The sequence below is a fragment of the Enterobacter sp. UCD-UG_FMILLET genome (genome assembly GCF_000762975.1).
Taxonomy (GTDB): Bacteria; Pseudomonadota; Gammaproteobacteria; order Enterobacterales; family Enterobacteriaceae; genus Enterobacter; species Enterobacter dykesii.
The window spans coordinates 750859-773203 of record NZ_JRJC01000036.1 but is presented as its reverse complement, the minus strand read 5'-3'; the positions used below and the strand labels follow the sequence as shown (position 1 = coordinate 773203).

The following is a 22345-nucleotide window of genomic DNA, read 5'->3' as shown; positions in this document are numbered from 1 at the left end:
AATGCGAATGGCACGTCTGACACGCTCCCGCTGGCTATGGCTGGCGGGAGCGCTTCTCGTTTTATGGGGGCTGATTATCGTTGCCGACCGCCTGTGGCCGTTGCCTCTGAAAGAGGTTAACCCCGCCCGGGTGGTGGTGGATGAGAAGGGCACGCCGCTCTGGCGTTTTGCCGATAGCGAAGGGATCTGGCGCTATCCGGTGACGATCGAAGAGGTCTCTCCCCGTTATCTTGAGGCGCTCATCCAGTACGAAGATCGCTGGTTCTGGGATCACCCCGGCGTAAACCCGCTTTCTGTCCTGCGCGCCGCCTGGCAGGATCTCAGTTCTGGCAAGGTCGTCTCTGGCGGAAGCACGCTCACCATGCAGGTCGCGCGACTGCTGGATCCGCATCCGCGCACCTTCGGCGGCAAAGTTCGTCAACTCTGGCGGGCGATGCAGCTGGAGTGGCATCTTTCCAAACGCGAAATTCTCACGCTTTATCTCAACCGCGCGCCGTTTGGCGGCACGCTGCAGGGCGTCGGGGCGGCAAGCTGGACCTATCTCGGCAAACCGCCGTCGCAACTCAGCTATTCCGACGCGGCTCTGCTGGCGGTGCTGCCGCAGGCACCGAGTCGTTTACGCCCGGATCGCTGGCCTGAACGGGCCGAAGCGGCGCGCAATAAAGTGCTCGACCGCATGGCGACGCAGGGGGTCTGGTCCGCAAAGCAGGTCAAAGAATCGCGGGAAGAATCGGTATGGCTGGCGCCCCGACAGATGCCGCAGCTGGCGCCGCTCTTTGCGCGGATGATGCTCGGCAAAAGTCGCGACGCAAAAATTGTCACCACGCTGGATGCCGGACTGCAGCGGCAGCTGGAAGAGCTGGCGATAAACTGGAAATCCCGCCTGCCGGCACGCAGCTCGCTGGCGATGATCGTCGTGGATCACACCGATATGAAAGTGCGCGGCTGGGTGGGATCGGTGGATATCAACGATGACACGCGTTTCAGCCACGTGGATATGGTCAATGCGATCCGATCCCCGGGATCGGTGTTAAAGCCCTTTATTTACGGTATGGCGCTTGATGATGGCCTGATCCATCCCGCCTCGCTGCTTCAGGACGTTCCCAGAAAAACCGGTGACTATCGGCCCGGAAATTTTGACAGCGGGTTCCACGGACCGGTCAGCATGAGTGAAGCGCTGGTGCGCTCCCTCAACCTGCCCGCGGTACAGGTACTGGAAGCCTACGGGCCAAAACGGTTTGCCGGGATGCTGAGCAACGCAGGCTTGCCGCTGATCCTGCCCGCGGGGGCGCAGCCGAATCTGTCCCTGATCCTCGGCGGGGCAGGCGCGCGGCTGGCAGATATCGCTGCAGCCTACAGTGCTTTTGCCCGACACGGTAAGGCGGGGAGGCTACGCCTGCAGCCGGGCGATCCGCTGACTGAACGTCCGCTGTTATCACCCGGCTCGGCGTGGATTATTCGCCGTATTCTGGCCAATGAGGCGCAGCCGCTGCCGGATAATGCGCTACCGCAGGTTGCGCCGCTGGCGTGGAAAACCGGTACCAGCTACGGCTACCGTGATGCCTGGGCCATCGGTCTGAATGCCCGTTATGTGATAGGCATCTGGACCGGACGACCGGACGGCACGCCCGTGGCGGGACAGTTTGGGTTTGCCAGTGCGGTTCCGCTGTTAAACCAGGTCAATAACCTGCTTCAGTCGCGCTCAACGGTAGACGAAGCCCGTCTGCCGCGCGATCCGCGTCCGGCAAGCGTCGGGCGGGGCGTGATCTGCTGGCCGGGCGGCCAGTCGCTGCCGGAAGGCAGTGAAAACTGTCGACGTCGCCTGTCGACCTGGCTGCTGGAAGGGAGTGAACCGCCCACGCTGCTATTGCCCGAACAGGAAGGGATACGCGGCATTCGTTTTCCGGTTTGGCTGGATAAAACCGGCAAACGCGTGGCGGCAGATTGCCCTGATGCAACTGAAAAAGTCCTGGATGTCTGGCCGCTGCCGCTGGAGCCGTGGCTGCCGGCGACCGAGCGTCGCGCGGTAAGGGTCCCTCCTTCATCAACCACCTGTCCTCCGCTGTCGCAGGACGCACCTGCGCCCCTCATTCTGACAGGCGTGCGTGAAGGGGCCGTTATTAAACGTCTGCCGGGTGAATCCCGCGTTTCGCTGCCGCTTCAGGCGACCGGCAATAGCGGTGAGCGCTGGTGGTTTTTGAACGGTGAACCGCTGAATGTGAAGGGAAGAGTTTACACATTACAGCTTGATAAATCGGGCGATTATCAGTTACTCGTTATGGATGAGACCGGTCAAGTCGCGACGGTGAATTTTACGCTGCAGTGACCTGAAAATAGCTTTCAGATGTGAGCTGTTGCTAAAACTCGTCTTATTTTAAAAAAATGTTACCTGAATCCATAGGCAATGGCGCTATTGCTCATTATAATCCGCGCCACACCATACTCAGGTATGCAAAACAACAGAACATTGACAGAGGTTATCATGGCTATTGAACGTACTTTTTCCATCATCAAACCAAACGCGGTGGCAAAAAACGTTATTGGCAGCATCTTCGCTCGCTTTGAATCTGCGGGGTTCAAAATTGTTGGCACCAAAATGCTGCACCTGACCGTTGAGCAGGCTCGCGGTTTCTACGCTGAGCACGAAGGTCGCCCATTCTTTGACGGCCTGGTTGAGTTCATGACTTCCGGTCCAATCGTGGTATCCGTGCTGGAAGGCGAAAACGCAGTACAGCGTCACCGTGACCTGCTGGGCGCAACCAACCCGGACAACGCGCTGGCTGGTACTCTGCGCGCTGACTACGCTGACAGCTTCACCGAGAACGGCACCCACGGTTCTGACTCTGTTGAATCTGCTGCACGCGAAATCGCTTTCTTCTTCGCAGAAGGCGAAGTGTGTCCACGCACCCGTTAATTTAACGGTTTCGTTTACACATTATTTTCGTAAATGCCGCGTCCAGACGTGGCATCCCTGCGCCAGACTTTGTACAATGCAACGCCCCGGACGAGCAGACCGCTTTCCGGGGCGTTTCTATTCAACCCTCCATGGGCCATAACGTGTAACAACGAGGCCGGAAAATATTATGTCTGAATTAGTGAATACCTCCGAAGTCGCCATTCCTGCGGTTCCCAATAAAAATGGAAAAATCAACCTGCTGGATCTGAACCGTCAGCAGATGCGCGAGTTCTTTAAAGAGATGGGCGAAAAGCCGTTTCGTGCCGATCAGGTCATGAAGTGGATGTACCATTACTGCAGCGACAATTTTGATGACATGACTGACATCAACAAGGTCCTGCGCAACAAGCTCAAAGAAGTGGCTGAAATCCGCGCACCGGAAGTGGTGGAAGAGCAGCGATCCGCAGATGGCACCATCAAATGGGCGATTGCGGTAGGCGATCAGCGCGTTGAGACCGTCTATATCCCGGAAGAGGACCGCGCCACGCTGTGTGTCTCCTCTCAGGTAGGCTGTGCGCTGGAGTGCAAATTCTGCTCTACCGCGCAGCAAGGCTTTAACCGTAACCTGCGGGTGTCAGAAATTATCGGCCAGGTCTGGCGTGCCGCGAAAATCGTCGGCGCGGCAAAAGTAACCGGCACGCGTCCTATCACTAACGTGGTGATGATGGGGATGGGTGAGCCGCTGCTAAACCTGACCAACGTCGTTCCGGCGATGGAAATCATGCTGGATGACTTCGGCTTTGGTCTGTCCAAGCGTCGCGTCACGCTGTCTACCTCTGGCGTTGTGCCTGCGCTGGACAAGCTCGGCGACATGATTGACGTTGCGCTGGCGATCTCCCTGCACGCACCAAACGATGAAATTCGTGACGAAATTGTGCCGATCAACAAAAAGTACAATATCGAAACCTTCCTCGCTGCGGTGCGTCGCTATCTGGAGAAATCCAACGCCAACCAGGGCCGCGTGACCATCGAGTACGTGATGCTTGACCACGTCAACGACGGCACCGAGCATGCGCATCAGCTGGCTGAACTGCTGAAAGATACGCCATGCAAAATCAACCTGATCCCGTGGAACCCGTTCCCGGGCGCGCCGTATGGCCGTAGCTCGAACAGCCGTATCGACCGTTTCTCCAAGGTGCTGATGGAGTATGGTTTCACCACCATCGTGCGTAAAACCCGTGGTGATGACATTGATGCAGCATGCGGACAGCTGGCAGGTGATGTTATTGACCGCACCAAGCGTACCCTGCGTAAACGCATGCAGGGCGAGACGATCGCGGTTAAAGCTGTTTGATTATTATTCACTCACGGCGCATTATCTGCGCCGTGAAGCATACTCTTACTGAATAATCAGTCAGATTCGTGATGACTGAACAATAATTACGGTGCGTTTCATCCGACTTTCGGGCAGTATGTAACGACGTAACAACAGTTTAGCCGTACGGGCAGGGCTGTACTGTCATCTCCGGGCTGACAGTCTTATACTCTCTGTTCAAGGTTAACTGACCAGAAGTTTCGCGGTGCGGGTGGCATTGTGACTCACCGGCACCTGAACCCTTATTTTTCACGTACCAGTAGTTGTAGCGAATGAATACTGAAGCCACTCACGACCAACATGAAGCACTCTCCACTGGCGTTCGTCTTCGCAACGCCCGTGAACAACTCGGACTCAGCCAGCAAGCCGTTGCGGAACGCTTGTGCCTGAAGGTTTCCACGGTTCGCGATATTGAAGAAGATAAGGCACCTGCCGATCTGGCTTCAACGTTCTTGCGCGGTTATATCCGCTCTTACGCAAAACTGGTCCATATCCCCGAAAACGAATTACTGCCAATAATGGAGAAGCAGGCACCGGTCCGTGCAGCAAAAGTTGCGCCGATGCAGACCTTCTCCCTGGGGAAACGTCGTAAAAAACGCGATGGCTGGCTGATGAGCTTTACCTGGCTGGTGCTGTTTGTGGTGATCGGTTTGACCGGCGCATGGTGGTGGCAAAACCACAAGGCCCAGCAGGAAGAGATTACCACTATGGCCGATCAATCCTCCGCCGAACTCAACCAGGCCGGAAGTGAGAACGGTCAGAGCGTGCCGCTGAATACCGACGGCGCAGCGTCCTCAAGCGAGCCACAGACCGCAGCGCCAGACGCGTCGGCGACCGATGCAGCACAGGCTCCGGCAGCAACGGCTAACACCGCTGCGCCGCAGGCTCAGGATCAAAACGCGGTTGTTGCCCCTTCTCAGGCTAATGTTGATACTGCGGCGAACGCGCCTGCGGCTACTCAGCCTGCAGACAATAGCGCAGCGGCTCTGCCAACCAGCCCGGCGGGTACAGCGACAGCAGCCGATCCCAACGCACTGGTGATGAACTTCAGCGCCGACTGCTGGCTGGAAGTGACTGACGCGACAGGTAAAAAACTGTTCAGCGGCCTGCAGCGTAAAGATGGTACGTTAAACCTAACCGGCCAGGCTCCCTATAAACTTAAAATCGGCGCTCCGGCAGCGGTACAGATCCAGTATCAAGGAAAACCTGTCGACCTGAGCCGCTTTATCAGAACTAACCAGGTTGCACGTCTTACCGTTAATGCCGAACAATCAGCAGCACAGTAACAGACGGGCAACGCGGGAGATTTTTCATGCATAACCAGGCTCCGATTCAACGTAGAAAATCGAAACGGATTTACGTTGGGAATGTGCCAATCGGCGATGGGGCACCTATCGCCGTTCAGTCGATGACCAACACGCGCACTACCGATGTAGAAGCGACGGTCAATCAAATCAAAGCATTAGAACGTGTAGGCGCGGACATTGTGCGCGTCTCCGTCCCGACCATGGATGCCGCTGAGGCGTTCAAACTGATCAAACAGCAGGTCAGCGTTCCGCTGGTGGCTGATATCCACTTCGATTACCGCATCGCACTGAAAGTGGCCGAATACGGCGTCGATTGCCTGCGCATTAACCCGGGCAACATCGGTAACGAAGAGCGTATCCGCATGGTCGTGGACTGCGCCCGCGATAAAAATATTCCAATCCGTATCGGCGTTAATGCCGGTTCCCTGGAAAAAGACCTGCAGGAAAAATACGGCGAGCCGACGCCACAGGCGCTGCTCGAATCCGCGATGCGCCATGTGGATCATCTGGATCGTCTTAACTTTGACCAGTTCAAAGTCAGCGTAAAAGCGTCCGACGTGTTCCTGGCGGTAGAGTCTTATCGTCTGCTGGCAAAACAGATCGACCAGCCTCTGCACCTCGGGATCACCGAAGCAGGCGGCCTGCGCAGCGGCTCTGTAAAATCCGCTATTGGTCTTGGGCTGCTGCTCTCTGAAGGGATCGGTGATACCCTGCGCGTCTCGCTGGCGGCCGATCCGGTCGAAGAGATCAAAGTCGGTTTCGATATCCTGAAGTCACTGCGCATTCGCGCGCGTGGGATCAACTTCATTGCCTGCCCAACCTGCTCGCGTCAGGAGTTTGATGTGATCGGCACGGTGAATGCCCTGGAGCAGCGTCTGGAAGACATTATCACCCCGATGGACGTCTCCATCATCGGCTGCGTGGTAAACGGTCCGGGTGAAGCACTGGTGTCAACTCTGGGCGTGACCGGCGGTAACAAGAAAAGTGGTCTCTATGAAGATGGCGTTCGTAAAGATCGTCTGGATAATAGCGACATGATCGACCAGCTTGAAGCCCGTATCCGCGCCAAAGCCGCCATGATGGACGAAACACAGCGTATCAGCGTTCAGCAGGTTGAAAAATAACGTGATGGGAAGCGTGCCGCTTCCCATGTATGATTGAACCCATTCTTTGGGTTTTTTTTGTATATAGAAAGAGAATAAACGTGGCAAAAAACATTCAAGCCATCCGCGGCATGAACGATTATCTGCCTGGCGAAACCGCCATCTGGCAGCGCATTGAAGGCACACTGAAGCAGGTGCTCGGCAGCTACGGTTACAGCGAAATCCGTTTGCCGATTGTAGAGCAGACCCCGTTATTCAAACGCGCGATCGGTGAAGTCACCGATGTGGTTGAAAAAGAGATGTACACCTTTGAGGACCGCAACGGCGACAGCCTGACCCTGCGTCCGGAAGGTACGGCGGGCTGCGTACGCGCCGGCATCGAACATGGTCTTCTGTACAATCAGGAGCAGCGCCTGTGGTATATCGGCCCGATGTTCCGCCACGAACGTCCTCAGAAAGGTCGTTATCGTCAGTTCAATCAACTGGGTGTGGAAGTCTTTGGCCTGCAGGGCCCGGACATCGACGCTGAACTGATTATGCTGACCGCCCGCTGGTGGCGCGCCCTCGGTATTGCCGATCACGTTTCTCTTGAGCTGAACTCTATCGGTTCTCTGGAAGCACGCGCTAACTACCGCGATGCGCTGGTGGCGTTCCTGGAACAGCATAAAGATAAGCTGGACGAAGACTGCAAACGTCGCATGTACAGTAACCCGCTACGCGTTCTGGATTCCAAAAACGCGGATGTTCAGGCACTGCTGAACGATGCGCCTGCGCTGGGTGACTACCTGGATGAAGAATCTCGCGAACACTTCGCGGGCCTGTGCAAGCTGCTTGAAGCGGCAGGCATCGCCTATACCGTGAATCAGCGCCTGGTGCGCGGTCTGGACTACTACAACCGTACTGTGTTTGAGTGGGTGACCACCAGCCTCGGTTCTCAGGGCACCGTATGTGCGGGCGGCCGTTATGACGGTCTGGTTGAGCAGCTTGGCGGTCGTGCAGCCCCTGCTGTTGGCTTCGCGATGGGCCTTGAGCGACTTGTTTTGCTGGTTCAGGCAGTTAATCCGGAATTTAAAGCAGATTCCGTTGTCGATATATACCTGGTGGCTTCAGGCGCGGAAACGCAGTCTGCGGCGATGCAGCTTGCCGAACGCGTGCGCGATGCGCTGCCGGGCGTTAAGCTGATGACCAACCATGGCGGCGGCAACTTCAAAAAACAGTTTGCTCGTGCCGATAAGTGGGGCGCAAGTATTGCACTGGTGCTGGGCGAGTCCGAAGTGGCTAACCGCGAAGTGGTGGTGAAGGACCTGCGCTCTGGTGAGCAGACAACGGTAACGCAGGACGGCGTTGCGGCGCACTTGCGCACTCTATTGGGCTAAGGAGAAGGACTGCGTGGAAATTTACGAGAACGAACACGATCAGGTCGACGCGATTAAGCGCTTCTTTGTTGAAAACGGCAAAGCGCTGGTTGTTGGGGTTATTTTAGGTATCGGTGCGCTGGTGGGCTGGCGTTACTGGAACAATCATCAGGCAGATTCCGCGCGCGGCGCGTCTCTGTCCTATGAAAATACCGTGAGCGCAATTCGTGCCGATCAGCCTCAAACGCTGACGGCGGCAGAAAAATTTGCGGCTGACAACAAAAACACCTACGGTGCACTGGCTGCGCTGGAAGTGGCTCAGCAGTACGTTGATAAGAACGAACTGGATAAAGCCGCTGCTCAGCTCTCGCAGAGCCTTGCTGCTGCCAGCGATGAGAACCTGAAAGCGGTGATCAATCTGCGCCTGGCACGTATTCAGGTTCAGCAGAAAAAAGCTGACGATGCGCTGAAAACGCTCGATACCATCAAAGGCGAAGGTTTTGCTGCCATCGTTGCCGATCTGCGCGGTGAAGCACTGCTGAGCAAAGGTGACAAAGCGGGTGCGCGTAAAGCGTGGCAAGCTGGCGTAGAGAGCAACGCTTCACCTGCGCTGAGCGAAATGATGCAGATGAAAATAAATAATTTGTCCGTCTGAGAGGGACCCGATGCAATTGCGTAAATTACTTCTGCCAGGACTGCTTTCTGTTACGTTATTGAGTGGTTGTTCACTGTTCAGTGGCGAAGAAGACGTTGTGAAAATGTCCCCACTGCCGACGGTTGAAAACCAGTTTACCCCATCCACCGCGTGGGATGTCTCCGTGGGCAATGGGATTGGTGATTTCTATTCCAACCTTCATCCGGCGTATGCAGACAGCGTTGTCTATGCCGCTGACCGCAAAGGTACCGTGAAAGCGGTGAACGCCGATGACGGGAAAGAAGTATGGTCCGTTAACCTGGCGGAAAAAGACGGCTGGTTCTCCCGTAAACCTGCACTGCTGTCTGGCGGTCTGACCGTTGCCGGTGGTCATGTCTATGTGGGCAGCGAAAAAGCGCAGGTTTATGCGCTGAACAGCAGCGACGGCTCCATTGCCTGGCAAACAACCGTAGCGGGTGAATCCCTGTCTCGTCCGGTAGTAAGCGACGGCCTGGTGCTGATTCATACCAGCAACGGCCAGCTGCAGGCGCTGAACGAAGCTGACGGTCTGGTGAAATGGACCGTTAACCTGGATATGCCTGCGCTCTCTCTGCGCGGCGAATCCGCGCCGGCTACCGCATTTGGTGCTGCCATTGTGGGCGGTGACAACGGTCGCGTGAGCGCAGTGCTGATGCAGCAGGGCCAGATGATCTGGCAGCAGCGTATCTCTCAGGCCACTGGCTCAACGGAAATTGACCGTCTGAGCGACGTAGACACAACGCCGGTCATCGTTAACGGTGTGGTTTACGCGCTGGCCTATAACGGCAACCTGACCGCGCTGGATCTGCGCAGCGGCCAGATCATGTGGAAGCGTGAGCTGGGCTCTGTGAACGATTTCATCGTTGAGGGCAACCGCATCTATATGGTCGATCAGAACGACCGTCTGCTGGCTCTGAGCACCGAAGGCGGCGTGACGCTGTGGACGCAAAGCGATCTGATGCACCGTCTGCTGACTGCTCCGGCACTGTACAACGGTAGCCTGGTGGTTGGCGACAGCGAAGGGTATATGCACTGGATCGATCCGGATAACGGCCGCTTTGTTGCACAGCAAAAAGTCGACAGCTCTGGTTTCCTGACCGATCCGGTTGTGGCCGACGGCAAACTGCTGATTCAGGCAAAAGACGGCACGCTGTACGCGATCACGCGTTAATTACCCGGCGGTTGTAGTATACTAAACGGCTCCTGTTCACTCAGGAGCCGTTTTGACATTTTTAAAAACGCCGCGAAAGCGACGTTATTTTGAATTTTATGAGGCTTCAAACATGGTACCTGTGGTCGCGCTTGTCGGGCGCCCTAACGTTGGAAAATCCACTCTTTTTAACCGTTTAACACGCACCCGTGATGCGCTGGTTGCGGATTTCCCGGGGCTGACGCGTGACCGTAAGTACGGTCGTGCAGAGGTGGAAGGACGCGAGTTCATCTGTATTGATACCGGTGGTATTGACGGCACAGAAGACGGCGTTGAAACCCGCATGGCGGAACAGTCGCTGCTGGCGATTGAAGAAGCGGATGTGGTGCTGTTTATGGTGGATGCGCGCGCTGGCCTGATGCCGGCTGACTCCGCTATTGCCAAGCATCTGCGTTCACGCGAAAAGCCGACCTTCCTGGTGGCGAACAAAACTGACGGCATCGATGCCGATCAGGCCGTCGCGGATTTCTGGTCTCTGGGCCTGGGTGAAATCTACCCGATTGCGGCATCGCATGGCCGTGGCGTCACCAGCCTGCTGGAAACCGTTCTGCTGCCGTGGGTTGACGAAGTAAACCCGCCGGAAGAAGTAGACGAAGACGCTGAATACTGGGCGCAGTTCGAAGACGGAGAAGAGGGCGAAGAAGAGCCTGAAGACGACTTCAACCCGCAGGATCTGCCGATCAAGCTGGCCATCGTGGGTCGTCCAAACGTAGGTAAGTCTACGCTTACTAACCGTATTCTGGGTGAAGAGCGCGTGGTCGTTTACGACATGCCGGGCACCACCCGCGACAGCATCTACATCCCGATGCAGCGCGATGAGCGTGAGTATGTCCTCATCGACACCGCCGGGGTGCGTAAGCGCGGGAAAATCACCGATGTGGTGGAAAAATTCTCCGTTATCAAAACCCTGCAGGCGATCGAAGATGCCAACGTCGTGCTGCTGGTCATCGACGCGCGCGAAGGTATCTCCGATCAGGATCTCTCTCTGCTCGGCTTTATCCTCAATAGTGGGCGCTCACTGGTTATCGTGGTCAACAAGTGGGATGGCCTGAGCAATGAAGTGCGCGAGCAGGTGAAAGAGACCCTCGACTTCCGTCTGGGCTTTATCGACTTTGCCCGCGTGCACTTCATCTCTGCGCTGCACGGCAGCGGAGTGGGTAACCTGTTCGAATCCGTGCGTGAAGCGTACGACAGCTCAACCCGTCGTCAGAGCACCGCCATGCTGACCCGCATCATGAATATGGCTGCAGAAGACCATCAGCCGCCGCTGGTGCGCGGCCGTCGCGTGAAGCTGAAATATGCTCACGCCGGTGGTTACAACCCGCCAATCGTAGTAATTCACGGCAACCAGGTGAAAGACCTGCCGGATTCCTACAAGCGCTACCTGATGAACTACTTCCGTAAATCGCTGGACGTGATGGGCACGCCTATCCGTATCCAGTTCAAGGAAGGGGAAAACCCGTTTGCCAACAAGCGCAACACCCTGACGCCAAACCAGATGCGTAAGCGTAAGCGCCTGATTAAGCACATTAAGAAAAGCAAATAAGCTTTACCTGCTTCACGAAAGCCCGCGTTTATCGCGGGCTTTTTTCACCTAACCATACCGCCAGTTTTCTCTGTGTGAAGTCAATCACTATTCACTTTTAACCATGTTTAAATCTAAGAAAGTAGACAATCGTCGAATTTTCATCTTAAAGTCCAGGGTCCGGTACTAGACAAAACTAGCGCCTGGTTATCAAATGGTTAACTAACTTTTCGCCGCATGTAAAAAATCGGCCAGATACGTAACTGGCCGGCGTACCTGCTGGTGTTTACAAGCACGACGACATACCTTTCGGGAGAATTATGCAATCCACTGTTAATCAAAAAGAGAGCCGAACGTTCTTCGGCCATCCGTATCCGCTCGGTTCCCTGTTCTTCACCGAGATGTGGGAGCGTTTCTCGTTTTACGGCATTCGTCCGTTACTGATCCTGTTTATGGCCGCCACCGTCTATGACGGCGGGATGGGCCTGGCGCGTGAAAACGCCTCGGCGATTGTCGGCATTTTCGCCGGTACCATGTACCTGGCCGCGCTGCCGGGTGGGTGGCTGGCGGATAACTGGCTCGGCCAGCAGAGAGCCGTCTGGTACGGTTCGATCCTGATTGCGCTCGGCCACCTGTCGATTGCGCTCTCGGCTGTGATGGGGAACAACCTGTTCTTTATCGGCCTGATGTTTATCGTGCTTGGCTCCGGACTGTTCAAAACCTGTATCTCGGTGATGGTCGGTACCCTGTACAAAAAAGGCGACGCGCGTCGTGACGGCGGTTTCTCGCTGTTCTATATGGGCATCAATATGGGCTCGTTCATCGCGCCGCTGATTTCCGGCTGGCTGATTAAAACCCACGGCTGGCACTGGGGCTTTGGTATTGGCGGCATCGGGATGCTGGTGGCGCTGATTATCTTCCGCGTGTTTGCCGTTCCGGCGATGAAACGCTATGACGGCGAAGTCGGCCTCGACTCCACCTGGAACAGCCCGGTGGTGAAGCGTAACGGCGTGGGCGTTTGGCTGCTGGCGCTGGCGGCAGGCGTGGCAACGATCGTGACGCTGATTGCGCAGGGCGTGATTGTGATTAACCCGGTCGCGGTAGCCAGCGTGCTGGTCTATGTGATTGCTGCATCCGTTGCCCTCTACTTTATTTATCTGTTTGTCTTTGCGGGGCTGAACCGTAAAGAGCGCGCCAGACTGCTGGTCTGCTTTATTCTGCTGATCTCCGCGGCGTTCTTCTGGTCCGCGTTCGAACAGAAGCCAACCTCGTTCAACCTGTTTGCCAACGACTACACTAACCGCATGATCGGCGATTTTGAAATCCCGGCGGTGTGGTTCCAGTCAATTAACGCCCTGTTCATCATCCTGCTGGCACCGGTGTTTAGCTGGGCATGGCCGAAGCTTGCGAGCATGAACATTCGTCCGAGCAGCATCACCAAGTTCGTTATTGGTATTTTGTGCGCGGCGGCAGGCTTTGGCCTGATGATGCTGGCGGCACAGAACGTGCTGAGCAGCGGTGGAACGGGCGTGTCGCCGTTCTGGCTGGTGGGCAGCATCCTGATGCTGACGCTCGGCGAACTGTGCCTGAGTCCGATTGGCCTGGCGACCATGACGCTGCTTGCGCCGGAAAGAATGCGCGGCCAGATGATGGGGCTGTGGTTCTGCGCCAGCGCGCTGGGTAACCTGGCGGCGGGCCTGATCGGCGGCCACGTGAAGGCCGATCAGCTGGATATGCTGCCGGATCTCTTCGCGCGCTGCTCCATCGCGCTGCTGATCTGTGCCGCGGTACTGATCGTCCTTATTGTTCCGGTGCGCCGCATGCTGGAAAATGCGCAGACTAAACCGGCAGCTGAAGCCTGATAATGTTCAGCCTACCGGGGCAGTTATCCTGCCCCGGAAAACCCAACAGGAGAGAATATGCCGATTACCTGCCCGGAATGCCATGCACCGCTGGAGCCCCAGAACGGCGTAGCGCACTGCGACAGCTGTAATAAAGATATTGCGCTTGAAGCCCGCTGCCCGGAGTGCCATCAGCCACTCCAGGTATTAAAAGCCTGCGGTGCGGTGGACTATTTCTGCCAGAACGGCCACGGTTTAATCTCTAAAAAACGCGTGGAATTTGTTCGGGCCGAAGGTTAATCGCAGACGCAGCCTTCGCCTTTCTTCCACAGCTCGACCAGCGACTCGGGCGCTTCCTGCTCGGGTACCAGCACGATGATATCGGCGTAGTGCGCCTGATTTTGCCCGGTCCAGATAATCTGGATGCGGAAATAGCGCTGGTCGCCGCTGCCGGGTGAAGAGGCTTGCCCCGGCGGCTGACCGCGTGGAAAAGCCTGCTCCAGGATGCTCACCAGTCGCTGGCGCTGGGCTTCATTGAGCGAGGAGAGCGCGATGGTGCGCTGTCCGCTCAGCCTGGGGATAAAAGCGACGCCGCCTTCCCGGGCCAGCTCAACCACGGCGTCATCCGTCAGTTCCGGAACCTGCATTTACAACACTCCCACCTGTTCCCAGGCTTGTTTAATGGCCGCACCAGCGTCACCGCCGGAGCGTTTCTCTCCGTGCGCGATCGTCAATTTTGCGAAGGCCTCAAAATCCGCATCCTGCGCCAGATTGCGATCGCAAACCGTGTCGTACCAGGCATAACCTGCTTTTTCCCAGGCGTAGCCGCCGATCGCCGTCGCGGCCAGATAAAATGCCCGGTTGGGGATGCCGGAGTTCAGATGCACGCCGCCGTTATCCTCGCGCGTTTTAATGAAATCTTTCATGTGCGCAGGCTGCGGGTCTTTGCCGAGCAGGGGATCGTCATAGGCGGTGCCGGGTTCAGACATTGAGCGCAGCCCTTTGCCGTTAATCCCTTTCGCCAGCAGCCCTTCACCAATGAGCCAGTCTGCTTTATCGGCGGTTTGCTTCAGATGGTACTGTTTGACCAGCGAGCCAAACACGTCCGACAGAGACTCGTTCAGCGCGCCCGACTGCTCAAAATAGATAAGCCCGGCTTCGGTCTCGGTCACACCGTGGCTCAGCTCGTGCGCCACCACGTCGATGGCGATGGTAAAGCGGTTAAATATTTCCCCGTCGCCGTCGCCAAATACCATCTGCTGACCGTTCCAGAAGGCGTTCTGATATTCCCGGCCATAGTGAACGGTGCCGGTCAAAATAAGTCCTTTATTATCGAGCGAATCACGCTGATATTCTTTCCAGAAGAAGTCATGGGTAATACCTAAATAATTATAAGCTTCATCCACCGCCACATCGCCGTTCGACGGCTGGCCTTCGTAACGCACCTGCTTACCCGGCAGCTCCTGGGTTTGCTTCGCGTCGTAAATATCGCGCTCCAGCTGCCCGGCTTTATTCACGTGCGGCGCGGCGGGTTTGCCCGGCATGTGGGCCATCAGCGTCTGGACGTGGGTTAATGTCTGACGGGCACAGCGCTGCTGCGGCTCGGAACCGCTTTCGATAATACGACGAAGAATATAAGGGGGAATAACGCTATGAAGATGGGGCATGCTGCTCTCCTTATTAAAAAAGGGAATAGCAGCAGTATAGTAAGTAACCGGCGAAGAATTATCCGGTTTTACGCTGACGCGTCTTTTTCACCGGTTTAATTGATTTCACTTCGCTTTCTACCCAGCCGTCGGAAAGACGCGTCGTCAGCACATCGCCGGTATTTACCTGTTTAGTTTGTTTCAGCACTTTGCCGTCCGTCGCCGTCGTCACGCTATAGCCGCGCGCCAGCGTGGAGAGGGGGCTGACGGCTTCAAGGTGGGTCACCGCATTGCCGAAACGTTCGCGGGTGGTGCTCAGTCGCGCCCGGATAGTTTCCGCCAGACGATACTCCAACTGCTGGATCCGCGTTTGCGCGCGATAAATTTTCGGCTGCGGGTTCTGCTGGTTCAGGCGCTGCGTCACGCGCTGCTGGCGCGATACCGCGCGCTTAAGCTGACTATCCAGCGCGAAATTCATGCGCTGACGCAGGCGCTCCAGCACGGTCTGCTGACGCGCCAGACGCAGCTGCGGGTGCTGCTGCTGAAGACGATGATGAAGCTGGGTAAAGCGGCGGGTACGGTTGGCAAGGAAGTAGTCCATCGCCATCTCAAGACGCTGCTGGCCGTTCTGAATCTGACGCAGCAGCTCCAGCTGGTTGCGGCTGACCACTTCCGCCGCCGCGGACGGCGTAGGCGCGCGCAGATCCGCGACAAAATCGGCTATCGTTACGTCAGTTTCGTGGCCGACGGCGCTCACCACGGGGATAAGGCTGGCAAAGATTGCCCGCGCCACGCGCTCGTCGTTAAAGCTCCACAGGTCTTCCAGCGAGCCGCCGCCGCGCCCGACGATTAATACGTCGCACTCCTGACGGGCGTTCGCCAGCTCAATGGCGCGAACTATCTGTCCCGGTGCATCGTCACCCTGAACGGCGGTCGGATAGATGATGACGGGCAGGGAAGGATCGCGACGCTTCAGCACGTGCAAAATATCGTGCAGTGCCGCACCGGTTTTCGAGGTGATGACCCCAACGCAGTGGGCGGGGGAGGGCAGCGGTTTTTTGTACTGCTGGTCGAACAGCCCCTCGGCAGAGAGCCGGGCTTTTAACTGTTCATACTTCTGCTGCAGCAGGCCTTCGCCCGCAGGCTGCATGCTCTCGACGATGATTTGATAATCGCCGCGCGGCTCATACAGGGTGATATTGGCGCGAACCAGAACCTGCTGGCCGTGCTGAGGGCGGAACGTCACGCGGCGGTTGCTGTTGCGGAACATCGCGCAGCGCACCTGGGCGGTGTCGTCTTTTAAGGTAAAGTACCAGTGACCGGAGGACGGCTGCGTGAAGTTAGAGATCTCACCGCTGATCCAGACCTGCCCCATTTCCTGCTCAAGCAGCAAACGCACCGTCTGATTCAGGCGGCTGACGGTATAAATTGAGGGGGATTGAGAGGATAACATGTGAGCGGGATCAAATTCTAAATCAGCAAGTTATTCAGTCGATAGTAACCTGCTGAGAGGCAATCGCAAGCTTTTTTATAAAAAAGTGTAGATGCAATCGGTTACGCTCTGTATAATGCCACGGCAATATTTAACCACCCAGGTCAGAGATATTGCCCATGCTACGTATCGCTAAAGAAGCACTGACGTTTGACGACGTCCTCCTCGTTCCCGCTCACTCCACTGTTCTGCCGAATACTGCCGATCTCAGCACGCAGTTGACGAAAACCATTCGCCTGAACATTCCTATGCTCTCTGCGGCAATGGACACCGTGACTGAAGCGCGCCTGGCTATCGCCCTGGCACAGGAAGGTGGCATTGGCTTTATTCACAAAAACATGTCTATCGAACGTCAGGCGGAAGAAGTTCGCCGCGTGAAGAAACATGAATCCGGCATCGTGTCTGACCCACAGACCGTTCTGCCAACCACCACGCTGCATGAAGTGAAAGCCCTGACCGAACGTAACGGTTTCGCCGGTTACCCGGTGGTGACCGAAGAGAACGAACTGGTGGGCATCATCACCGGTCGTGACGTGCGTTTCGTGACTGACCTGAACCAGCCTGTCAGCGTGTACATGACGCCAAAAGAGCGTCTGGTCACCGTTCGCGAAGGTGAAACCCGCGACGTGGTGCTGGCAAAAATGCACGAAAAACGCGTTGAAAAAGCGCTGGTTGTTGACAGCAGCTTCCACCTGCGCGGCATGATCACCGTTAAAGATTTCCAGAAAGCAGAACGTAAGCCTAACGCCTGTAAAGACGAGCATGGCCGTCTGCGCGTCGGCGCGGCGGTTGGCGCAGGTGCCGGTAACGAAGAGCGCGTTGACGCGCTGGTCGCTGCGGGCGTTGACGTCCTGCTGATTGACTCCTCTCACGGCCACTCCGAAGGCGTTCTGCAGCGTATTCGTGATACCCGTGCCAAATACCCTGACCTGCAGATCATCGGCGGTAACGTGGCCACTGGCGCAGGCGCTCGCGCGCTGGCTGACGCTGGCTGCAGCGCGGTGAAAGTGGGTATCGGCCCTGGCTCCATCTGTACCACGCGTATCGTCACCGGCGTGGGCGTTCCGCAGATCACCGCGGTATCTGACGCGGTTGAAGCCCTGGAAGGGACCGGTATTCCGGTTATCGCTGACGGCGGTATCCGCTTCTCTGGCGACATCGCCAAAGCGATCGCCGCGGGCGCAGCTGCCGTAATGGTAGGCTCCATGCTGGCCGGTACCGAAGAATCCCCGGGCGAAATCGAACTCTACCAGGGTCGTTCTTACAAATCTTACCGCGGCATGGGCTCCCTGGGCGCGATGTCCAAAGGCTCCTCTGACCGTTACTTCCAGACCGATAACGCCGCAGACAAACTGGTACCGGAAGGTATCGAAGGTCGCGTTGCCTATAAAGGCCGTTTGAAGGAGATCATTCACCAGCAGATGGGCGGCCTGCGCTCCTGTATGGGTCTGACCGGCTGTGGTACCATCGACCTGCTGCGTACTAAAGCGGAATTCGTACGCATCAGCGGTGCGGGTATCCAGGAGAGCCACGTTCACGACGTGACGATCACCAAAGAGTCCCCGAACTACCGTCTGGGCTCCTGATAAGTTTCCGCGCCCGGCTTCTGCCGGGCGCTCTGTTTTTGTTTCACTTGCCTCGGAATTAGCGTCAATGACGGAAAACATTCATAAACATCGCATTCTCATCCTGGACTTCGGTTCTCAGTACACTCAGCTGGTGGCGCGTCGCGTACGTGAACTGGGCGTTTACTGTGAGCTGTGGGCGTGGGATGTCACGGAAGCACAGATTCGCGAATTCAATCCAAGCGGCATCATCCTGTCCGGCGGCCCGGAAAGTACCACCGAAGAGAACAGCCCGCGCGCGCCGCAGTACGTGTTCGAAGCTGGCGTGCCGGTATTCGGCGTTTGCTACGGCATGCAGACCATGGCAATGCAGTTGGGCGGCCACGTAGAAGGCTCTAACGAGCGTGAGTTTGGCTACGCACAGGTAGAAGTCGTCACCGACAGCGCGCTGGTGCGCGGTATCGAAGACTCCCTGACCGCAGACGGCAAACCGCTGCTGGACGTGTGGATGAGCCACGGCGACAAAGTGACCGCCATCCCGTCTGACTTCGTGACCGTTGCCAGCACCGAAAGCTGCCCGTTTGCCATCATGGCGAACGAAGAAAAACGCTTCTACGGCGTGCAGTTCCACCCGGAAGTGACTCACACCCGTCAGGGTATGCGCATGCTGGAGCGCTTCGTGCGTGACATTTGCCAGTGTGAAGCCCTGTGGACCCCGGCAAAAATCATCGACGACGCCGTTGAGCGTATCCGCCAGCAGGTTGGCGATGACAAAGTGATCCTCGGCCTCTCCGGCGGCGTGGACTCCTCCGTGACCGCGATGCTGCTGCACCGCGCCATCGGCAAAAACCTGACCTGCGTCTTCGTGGACAACGGTCTGCTGCGTCTGAACGAAGCCCAGCAGGTCATGGACATGTTTGGCGACCACTTCGGTCTGAACATCGTTCACGTGGAAGGCGAGCAGCGCTTCCTGGACGCGCTGAAGGGCGAGAACGATCCGGAAGCGAAACGTAAGATCATCGGCCGCGTGTTCGTGGAAGTGTTCGACGAAGAAGCGCTGAAGCTGGAAGACGTGAAGTGGCTGGCGCAGGGCACCATCTACCCTGACGTGATCGAATCCGCGGCCTCTGCAACCGGTAAAGCACACGTCATCAAATCTCACCACAACGTGGGCGGCCTGCCGAAAGAGATGAAGATGGGCCTGGTTGAACCGCTGCGCGAGCTGTTCAAAGACGAAGTGCGTAAGATCGGTCTGGAACTGGGTCTGCCGTACGACATGCTCTACCGTCACCCGTTCCCGGGTCCGGGTCTGGGCGTGCGCGTGCTGGGCGAAGTGAAGAAAGAGTACTGCGACCTGCTGCGTCGCGCGGACGCGATCTTCATCGAAGAGCTGCACAAAGCTGACCTGTACAACAAGGTAAGCCAGGCGTTCACCGTGTTCCTGCCGGTTCGCTCCGTCGGCGTGATGGGCGATGGCCGCAAGTACGACTGGGTTGTTTCCCTGCGTGCGGTGGAAACCATCGACTTTATGACCGCGCACTGGGCGCACCTGCCGTATGACTTCTTAGGCCGCGTGTCTAACAGAATAATCAATGAAGTCAATGGGATATCGAGAGTCGTATATGACATCAGCGGTAAGCCACCGGCTACGATTGAGTGGGAATAATTTCCCGCTGAATTAACAACCAAACCCTCTGCCTGTGCAGGGGGTTTTTTATTGCCTTACTTCCCCTCTCCCAACCGATACGCCAGCGCCACCACCAGCGACTGCACCAGACACAGCGTTGCCGACTGAGACCGAAACGCATCAACCTGCGCCTCTTTCACCACAAAGCAGAGATCGCTGAACGTCGCCAGGGGGCTTATCTGGCTGTCCGTAATCACAATTTGCCGCGCGCCAACGCTGGCGGCGGTTTCGCTGACCATCACCGTCTCTTCCGCGTACGGCGAGAAGCTTATCGACACCACAATGTCGCGCGCCTTAATGCGGCTGATCTGCTCGCGCAGCATCCCGCCCATACCGTCGAGCAGGATAGGGCGGCATTCCAGATGGCTCAGGGCGTAGGTAAGGTAGGCCGCGACGCTGAAGGAGCGGCGCAGCCCGGCGATGTAGATGGTGTCGGCATCTGCCAGCAGCTGTACCGCGCGCTCCAGCATTTCCGGCTCGGCGCGGGCGGCCAGCTGCTGGAGCGCCTGGGCGTTCGAGCGGGCGAACTCCTGCAGGATATCGAGCGGCGTTTCCGGCACGGCCTCGCTCTCCATCTCGCGGAACATCCGGGCGCGGTCGCTGTAGCTGGCGGTCTCCTCCACCAGATTCATGCGAAACAGCTGTTTCATTTCGTTGAAGCCGGTGAAGTCAAAGGCGTTGGCAAAGCGGATCAGCGTCGACGGCGGCACGTCGGCGCGCTCGGCAATGACGGCAACCGTATCGAAGGCCACGCTGTTGGTGTTGTCCAGCACGTAGCGGGAAACCTGCTGCAGCCTCTTGCTCAGGCTATCGTAGCGATCGCGGATTTGCTGCTGCAGTTCGTTCAGGCTGGTTGCTGTCGTCATCTTATCCCCCAAATACAGTCTTATGATTCTAAACGCAAAACCGCGTCTTTTAAATGTCGGCCATCCATCTGGCAGCAAAAATGAAACAGAAACTTCAGTCATTTCCTCGCCCGAAATTCCTTAATAGCGCACGCTGCGTCAGTGTTGTTGGCTGTTAACATAAAAATCCATCCGTGATCACAATAATCATCATTTATTTTATTTCAACTTAAAATGGAATATTTGTTTCATATATAGTGTTCGGTACACGGTATTCAGGTAACAGTCACGTATCAACAGCGAGAGGTTAAGGATGGAGACGGTAGCGAATTTTATTCACGGCGAATGTGTCACCGGTTCAGGCCAGCGCGTTCAGGCGATCTTCAACCCGGCCACCGGCGAGCAGATCCGCCAGGTGGTGATGAGTACGGCACAGGAAACGGAGCAGGCGATTGCCGCCGCGCAGCAGGCATTTCCGGCGTGGGCGCGCCATGCTCCGCTTAAGCGCGCGCGCGTGATGTTCCGCTTCAAGGCGCTGCTGGAAGAGAACATGGATCGCCTGGCCCGCCTCATCAGCGAAGAGCACGGCAAGGTCTTCTCCGACGCGGTGGGCGAACTGACCCGCGGCCTGGAAGTGGTGGAGTTTGCCTGCGGCATCCCTCATCTGCAAAAGGGTGAACACTCGGCGAACGTCGGGACCGGCGTCGACAGCCACTCGCTGATGCAGCCGCTCGGCGTCTGCGCCGGGATCACCCCGTTTAACTTCCCGGCGATGGTGCCGATGTGGATGTTCCCGATTGCGCTGGCGACCGGCAACACCTTCGTGCTGAAGCCGTCGGAAAAGGATCCTTCTCTGGCGCTCGCGCTGGCGCAGCTGCTGAAAGAGGCCGGCCTGCCGGACGGCGTCTTCAACGTGGTGCAGGGCGATAAAGAGTCCGTTGACGTGATCCTGACCGACCCGCGCGTGCAGGCGGTGAGCTTTGTCGGCTCCACGCCGATTGCGGAATACATTTACCAGACCGCGTCCGCCCACGGCAAGCGCTGTCAGGCGCTGGGCGGTGCGAAAAACCACTGCATCCTGATGCCGGACGCCGACATGGAGATGGCGACCAACGCCATCATGGGCGCGGCCTACGGCGCGGCGGGGGAACGCTGCATGGCGCTCTCGGTGGTGCTGGCGGTGGGGGATAAAACCGCCGATGACCTCTGCGCCCGGCTGGAAAAACAGATTGCCGCGCTGCGCGTCGGGCCGGGCCTGGACCAGTCGCCGGAAAACGAAATGGGGCCGCTCATCTCCTCCGCGCACCGCAGCAAGGTGCTGGGCTACATCGACAGCGGGGAAGCGCAGGGAGCGAAACTTCGCGTGGACGGTCGCGGCTTCAGCGTGAAGGGCCACGAGCAGGGCTACTTCGTCGGCCCGACGCTGTTCGATAACGTCACTCCTGAAATGACCATCTATAAAGAAGAGATTTTTGGCCCCGTGCTTTCTGTGGTGCGCGTAGCAGATTACGCCAGCGCGGTGGATCTGATTAACCGCCATGAATATGGTAATGGCTCGGCGATCTTCACCCGCGACGGCGGCTGCGCGCGCCGATTCTGCGAAGAGGTGCAGGCGGGCATGGTGGGGGTCAACGTGCCGATCCCGGTGCCGATGGCGTTCCACAGCTTCGGCGGCTGGAAGCGTTCCATCTTTGGTGCGCTCAACGTGCACGGCAACGACGGCGTGCGCTTCTACACCCGAATGAAAACCATCACCGCGCGCTGGCCGGAAATGCAGCAGGAGACAGGCGCTGCGTTCTCTATGCCAACGCTGGGCTGACAGGAG

18 protein-coding genes are annotated in these 22345 nt (G+C 57.2%); 14 read left to right on the top strand and 4 right to left on the bottom strand.

Annotated features, from left to right (window positions below):
* Position 1 precedes the first annotated feature (1 nt).
* From pbpC to LA04_RS18525, 11 genes are all read left to right on the top strand, one after another.
* Positions 2 to 2326, top strand: a complete 2325-nt coding sequence (gene pbpC / locus LA04_RS18575; protein WP_047652678.1) for a peptidoglycan glycosyltransferase PbpC — start codon at positions 2 to 4, stop codon at positions 2324 to 2326.
* Positions 2327 to 2482: 156 nt separating this feature from the next.
* The gene (gene ndk / locus LA04_RS18570) at positions 2483 to 2914 is read left to right on the top strand and encodes a nucleoside-diphosphate kinase (protein ID WP_003860625.1); all 432 of its coding nucleotides are present in this window, start codon (positions 2483 to 2485) and stop codon (positions 2912 to 2914) included.
* A gap of 169 nt (positions 2915 to 3083) precedes the next feature.
* Positions 3084 to 4250 (top strand): bifunctional tRNA (adenosine(37)-C2)-methyltransferase TrmG/ribosomal RNA large subunit methyltransferase RlmN, encoded by a 1167-nt coding sequence (locus tag LA04_RS18565; RefSeq protein WP_014171168.1) that lies wholly within the window; start codon positions 3084 to 3086, stop codon positions 4248 to 4250.
* A 293-nt stretch (positions 4251 to 4543) separates the two neighbouring features.
* Positions 4544 to 5557, top strand: coding sequence for a cytoskeleton protein RodZ (rodZ, locus tag LA04_RS18560; protein ID WP_047652677.1), 1014 nt, complete (start codon positions 4544 to 4546; stop codon positions 5555 to 5557).
* A 26-nt stretch (positions 5558 to 5583) separates the two neighbouring features.
* Positions 5584 to 6702 carry a flavodoxin-dependent (E)-4-hydroxy-3-methylbut-2-enyl-diphosphate synthase gene (gene ispG / locus LA04_RS18555; RefSeq protein ID WP_023308814.1) on the top strand — a complete coding sequence of 373 codons (1119 nt, stop codon included), beginning with the start codon at positions 5584 to 5586 and terminating at the stop codon, positions 6700 to 6702.
* An 80-nt stretch (positions 6703 to 6782) separates the two neighbouring features.
* Positions 6783 to 8057: a histidine--tRNA ligase gene (gene hisS, locus LA04_RS18550; RefSeq protein ID WP_047652676.1), complete on the top strand. Its 1275-nt coding sequence runs from the start codon at positions 6783 to 6785 to the stop codon at positions 8055 to 8057.
* Between the two features lie 13 nt (positions 8058 to 8070).
* Positions 8071 to 8691: a YfgM family protein gene (locus LA04_RS18545; RefSeq protein WP_047652675.1), complete on the top strand. Its 621-nt coding sequence runs from the start codon at positions 8071 to 8073 to the stop codon at positions 8689 to 8691.
* A 10-nt stretch (positions 8692 to 8701) separates the two neighbouring features.
* Complete coding sequence (bamB, locus tag LA04_RS18540) at positions 8702 to 9880, top strand: outer membrane protein assembly factor BamB (protein ID WP_047652674.1); 1179 nt, start codon at positions 8702 to 8704, stop codon at positions 9878 to 9880.
* 112 nt (positions 9881 to 9992) lie between these two features.
* Complete coding sequence (gene der, locus LA04_RS18535) at positions 9993 to 11465, top strand: ribosome biogenesis GTPase Der (protein WP_023308811.1); 1473 nt, start codon at positions 9993 to 9995, stop codon at positions 11463 to 11465.
* A gap of 299 nt (positions 11466 to 11764) precedes the next feature.
* The gene (locus LA04_RS18530; RefSeq protein WP_047652673.1) at positions 11765 to 13306 is read left to right on the top strand and encodes a peptide MFS transporter; all 1542 of its coding nucleotides are present in this window, start codon (positions 11765 to 11767) and stop codon (positions 13304 to 13306) included.
* Positions 13307 to 13363: 57 nt separating this feature from the next.
* Positions 13364 to 13585 carry a zinc ribbon domain-containing protein gene (locus LA04_RS18525; protein WP_047652672.1) on the top strand — a complete coding sequence of 74 codons (222 nt, stop codon included), beginning with the start codon at positions 13364 to 13366 and terminating at the stop codon, positions 13583 to 13585.
* Here the strand turns inward: LA04_RS18525 and LA04_RS18520 are convergent.
* Genes LA04_RS18520 through xseA form a run of 3 tightly spaced genes read right to left on the bottom strand, consistent with a single transcriptional unit; the run spans position 13582 to position 16384 of the window.
* Positions 13582 to 13932 (bottom strand): protealysin inhibitor emfourin, encoded by a 351-nt coding sequence (locus LA04_RS18520; protein ID WP_047652671.1) that lies wholly within the window; start codon positions 13930 to 13932, stop codon positions 13582 to 13584. The genes LA04_RS18525 and LA04_RS18520 overlap by 4 nt on opposite strands.
* Positions 13933 to 14952 carry a M4 family metallopeptidase gene (locus LA04_RS18515; RefSeq protein WP_047652670.1) on the bottom strand — a complete coding sequence of 340 codons (1020 nt, stop codon included), beginning with the start codon at positions 14950 to 14952 and terminating at the stop codon, positions 13933 to 13935.
* 58 nt (positions 14953 to 15010) lie between these two features.
* Entirely contained in the window at positions 15011 to 16384 is a 1374-nt protein-coding gene (gene xseA / locus LA04_RS18510; RefSeq protein ID WP_047652669.1) for an exodeoxyribonuclease VII large subunit, read from the bottom strand.
* A gap of 158 nt (positions 16385 to 16542) precedes the next feature.
* On the opposite strand from xseA, the gene guaB reads away from it, so the two are divergent.
* Both guaB and guaA read left to right on the top strand, forming a co-directional pair.
* Positions 16543 to 18009, top strand: coding sequence for an IMP dehydrogenase (gene guaB / locus LA04_RS18505; protein WP_023333022.1), 1467 nt, complete (start codon positions 16543 to 16545; stop codon positions 18007 to 18009).
* A gap of 67 nt (positions 18010 to 18076) precedes the next feature.
* Positions 18077 to 19654 (top strand): glutamine-hydrolyzing GMP synthase, encoded by a 1578-nt coding sequence (gene guaA / locus LA04_RS18500; protein ID WP_006811514.1) that lies wholly within the window; start codon positions 18077 to 18079, stop codon positions 19652 to 19654.
* Positions 19655 to 19710: 56 nt separating this feature from the next.
* On the opposite strand, the gene LA04_RS18495 is transcribed toward guaA, so the two are convergent.
* Positions 19711 to 20541 (bottom strand): MurR/RpiR family transcriptional regulator, encoded by an 831-nt coding sequence (locus tag LA04_RS18495; RefSeq protein WP_047652668.1) that lies wholly within the window; start codon positions 20539 to 20541, stop codon positions 19711 to 19713.
* Between the two features lie 292 nt (positions 20542 to 20833).
* Here LA04_RS18495 and LA04_RS18490 point away from each other — a divergent pair, with 292 nt between their 5' ends.
* Positions 20834 to 22339, top strand: a complete 1506-nt coding sequence (locus LA04_RS18490; RefSeq protein WP_047652667.1) for a CoA-acylating methylmalonate-semialdehyde dehydrogenase — start codon at positions 20834 to 20836, stop codon at positions 22337 to 22339.
* Positions 22340 to 22345: the final 6 nt, after the last annotated feature.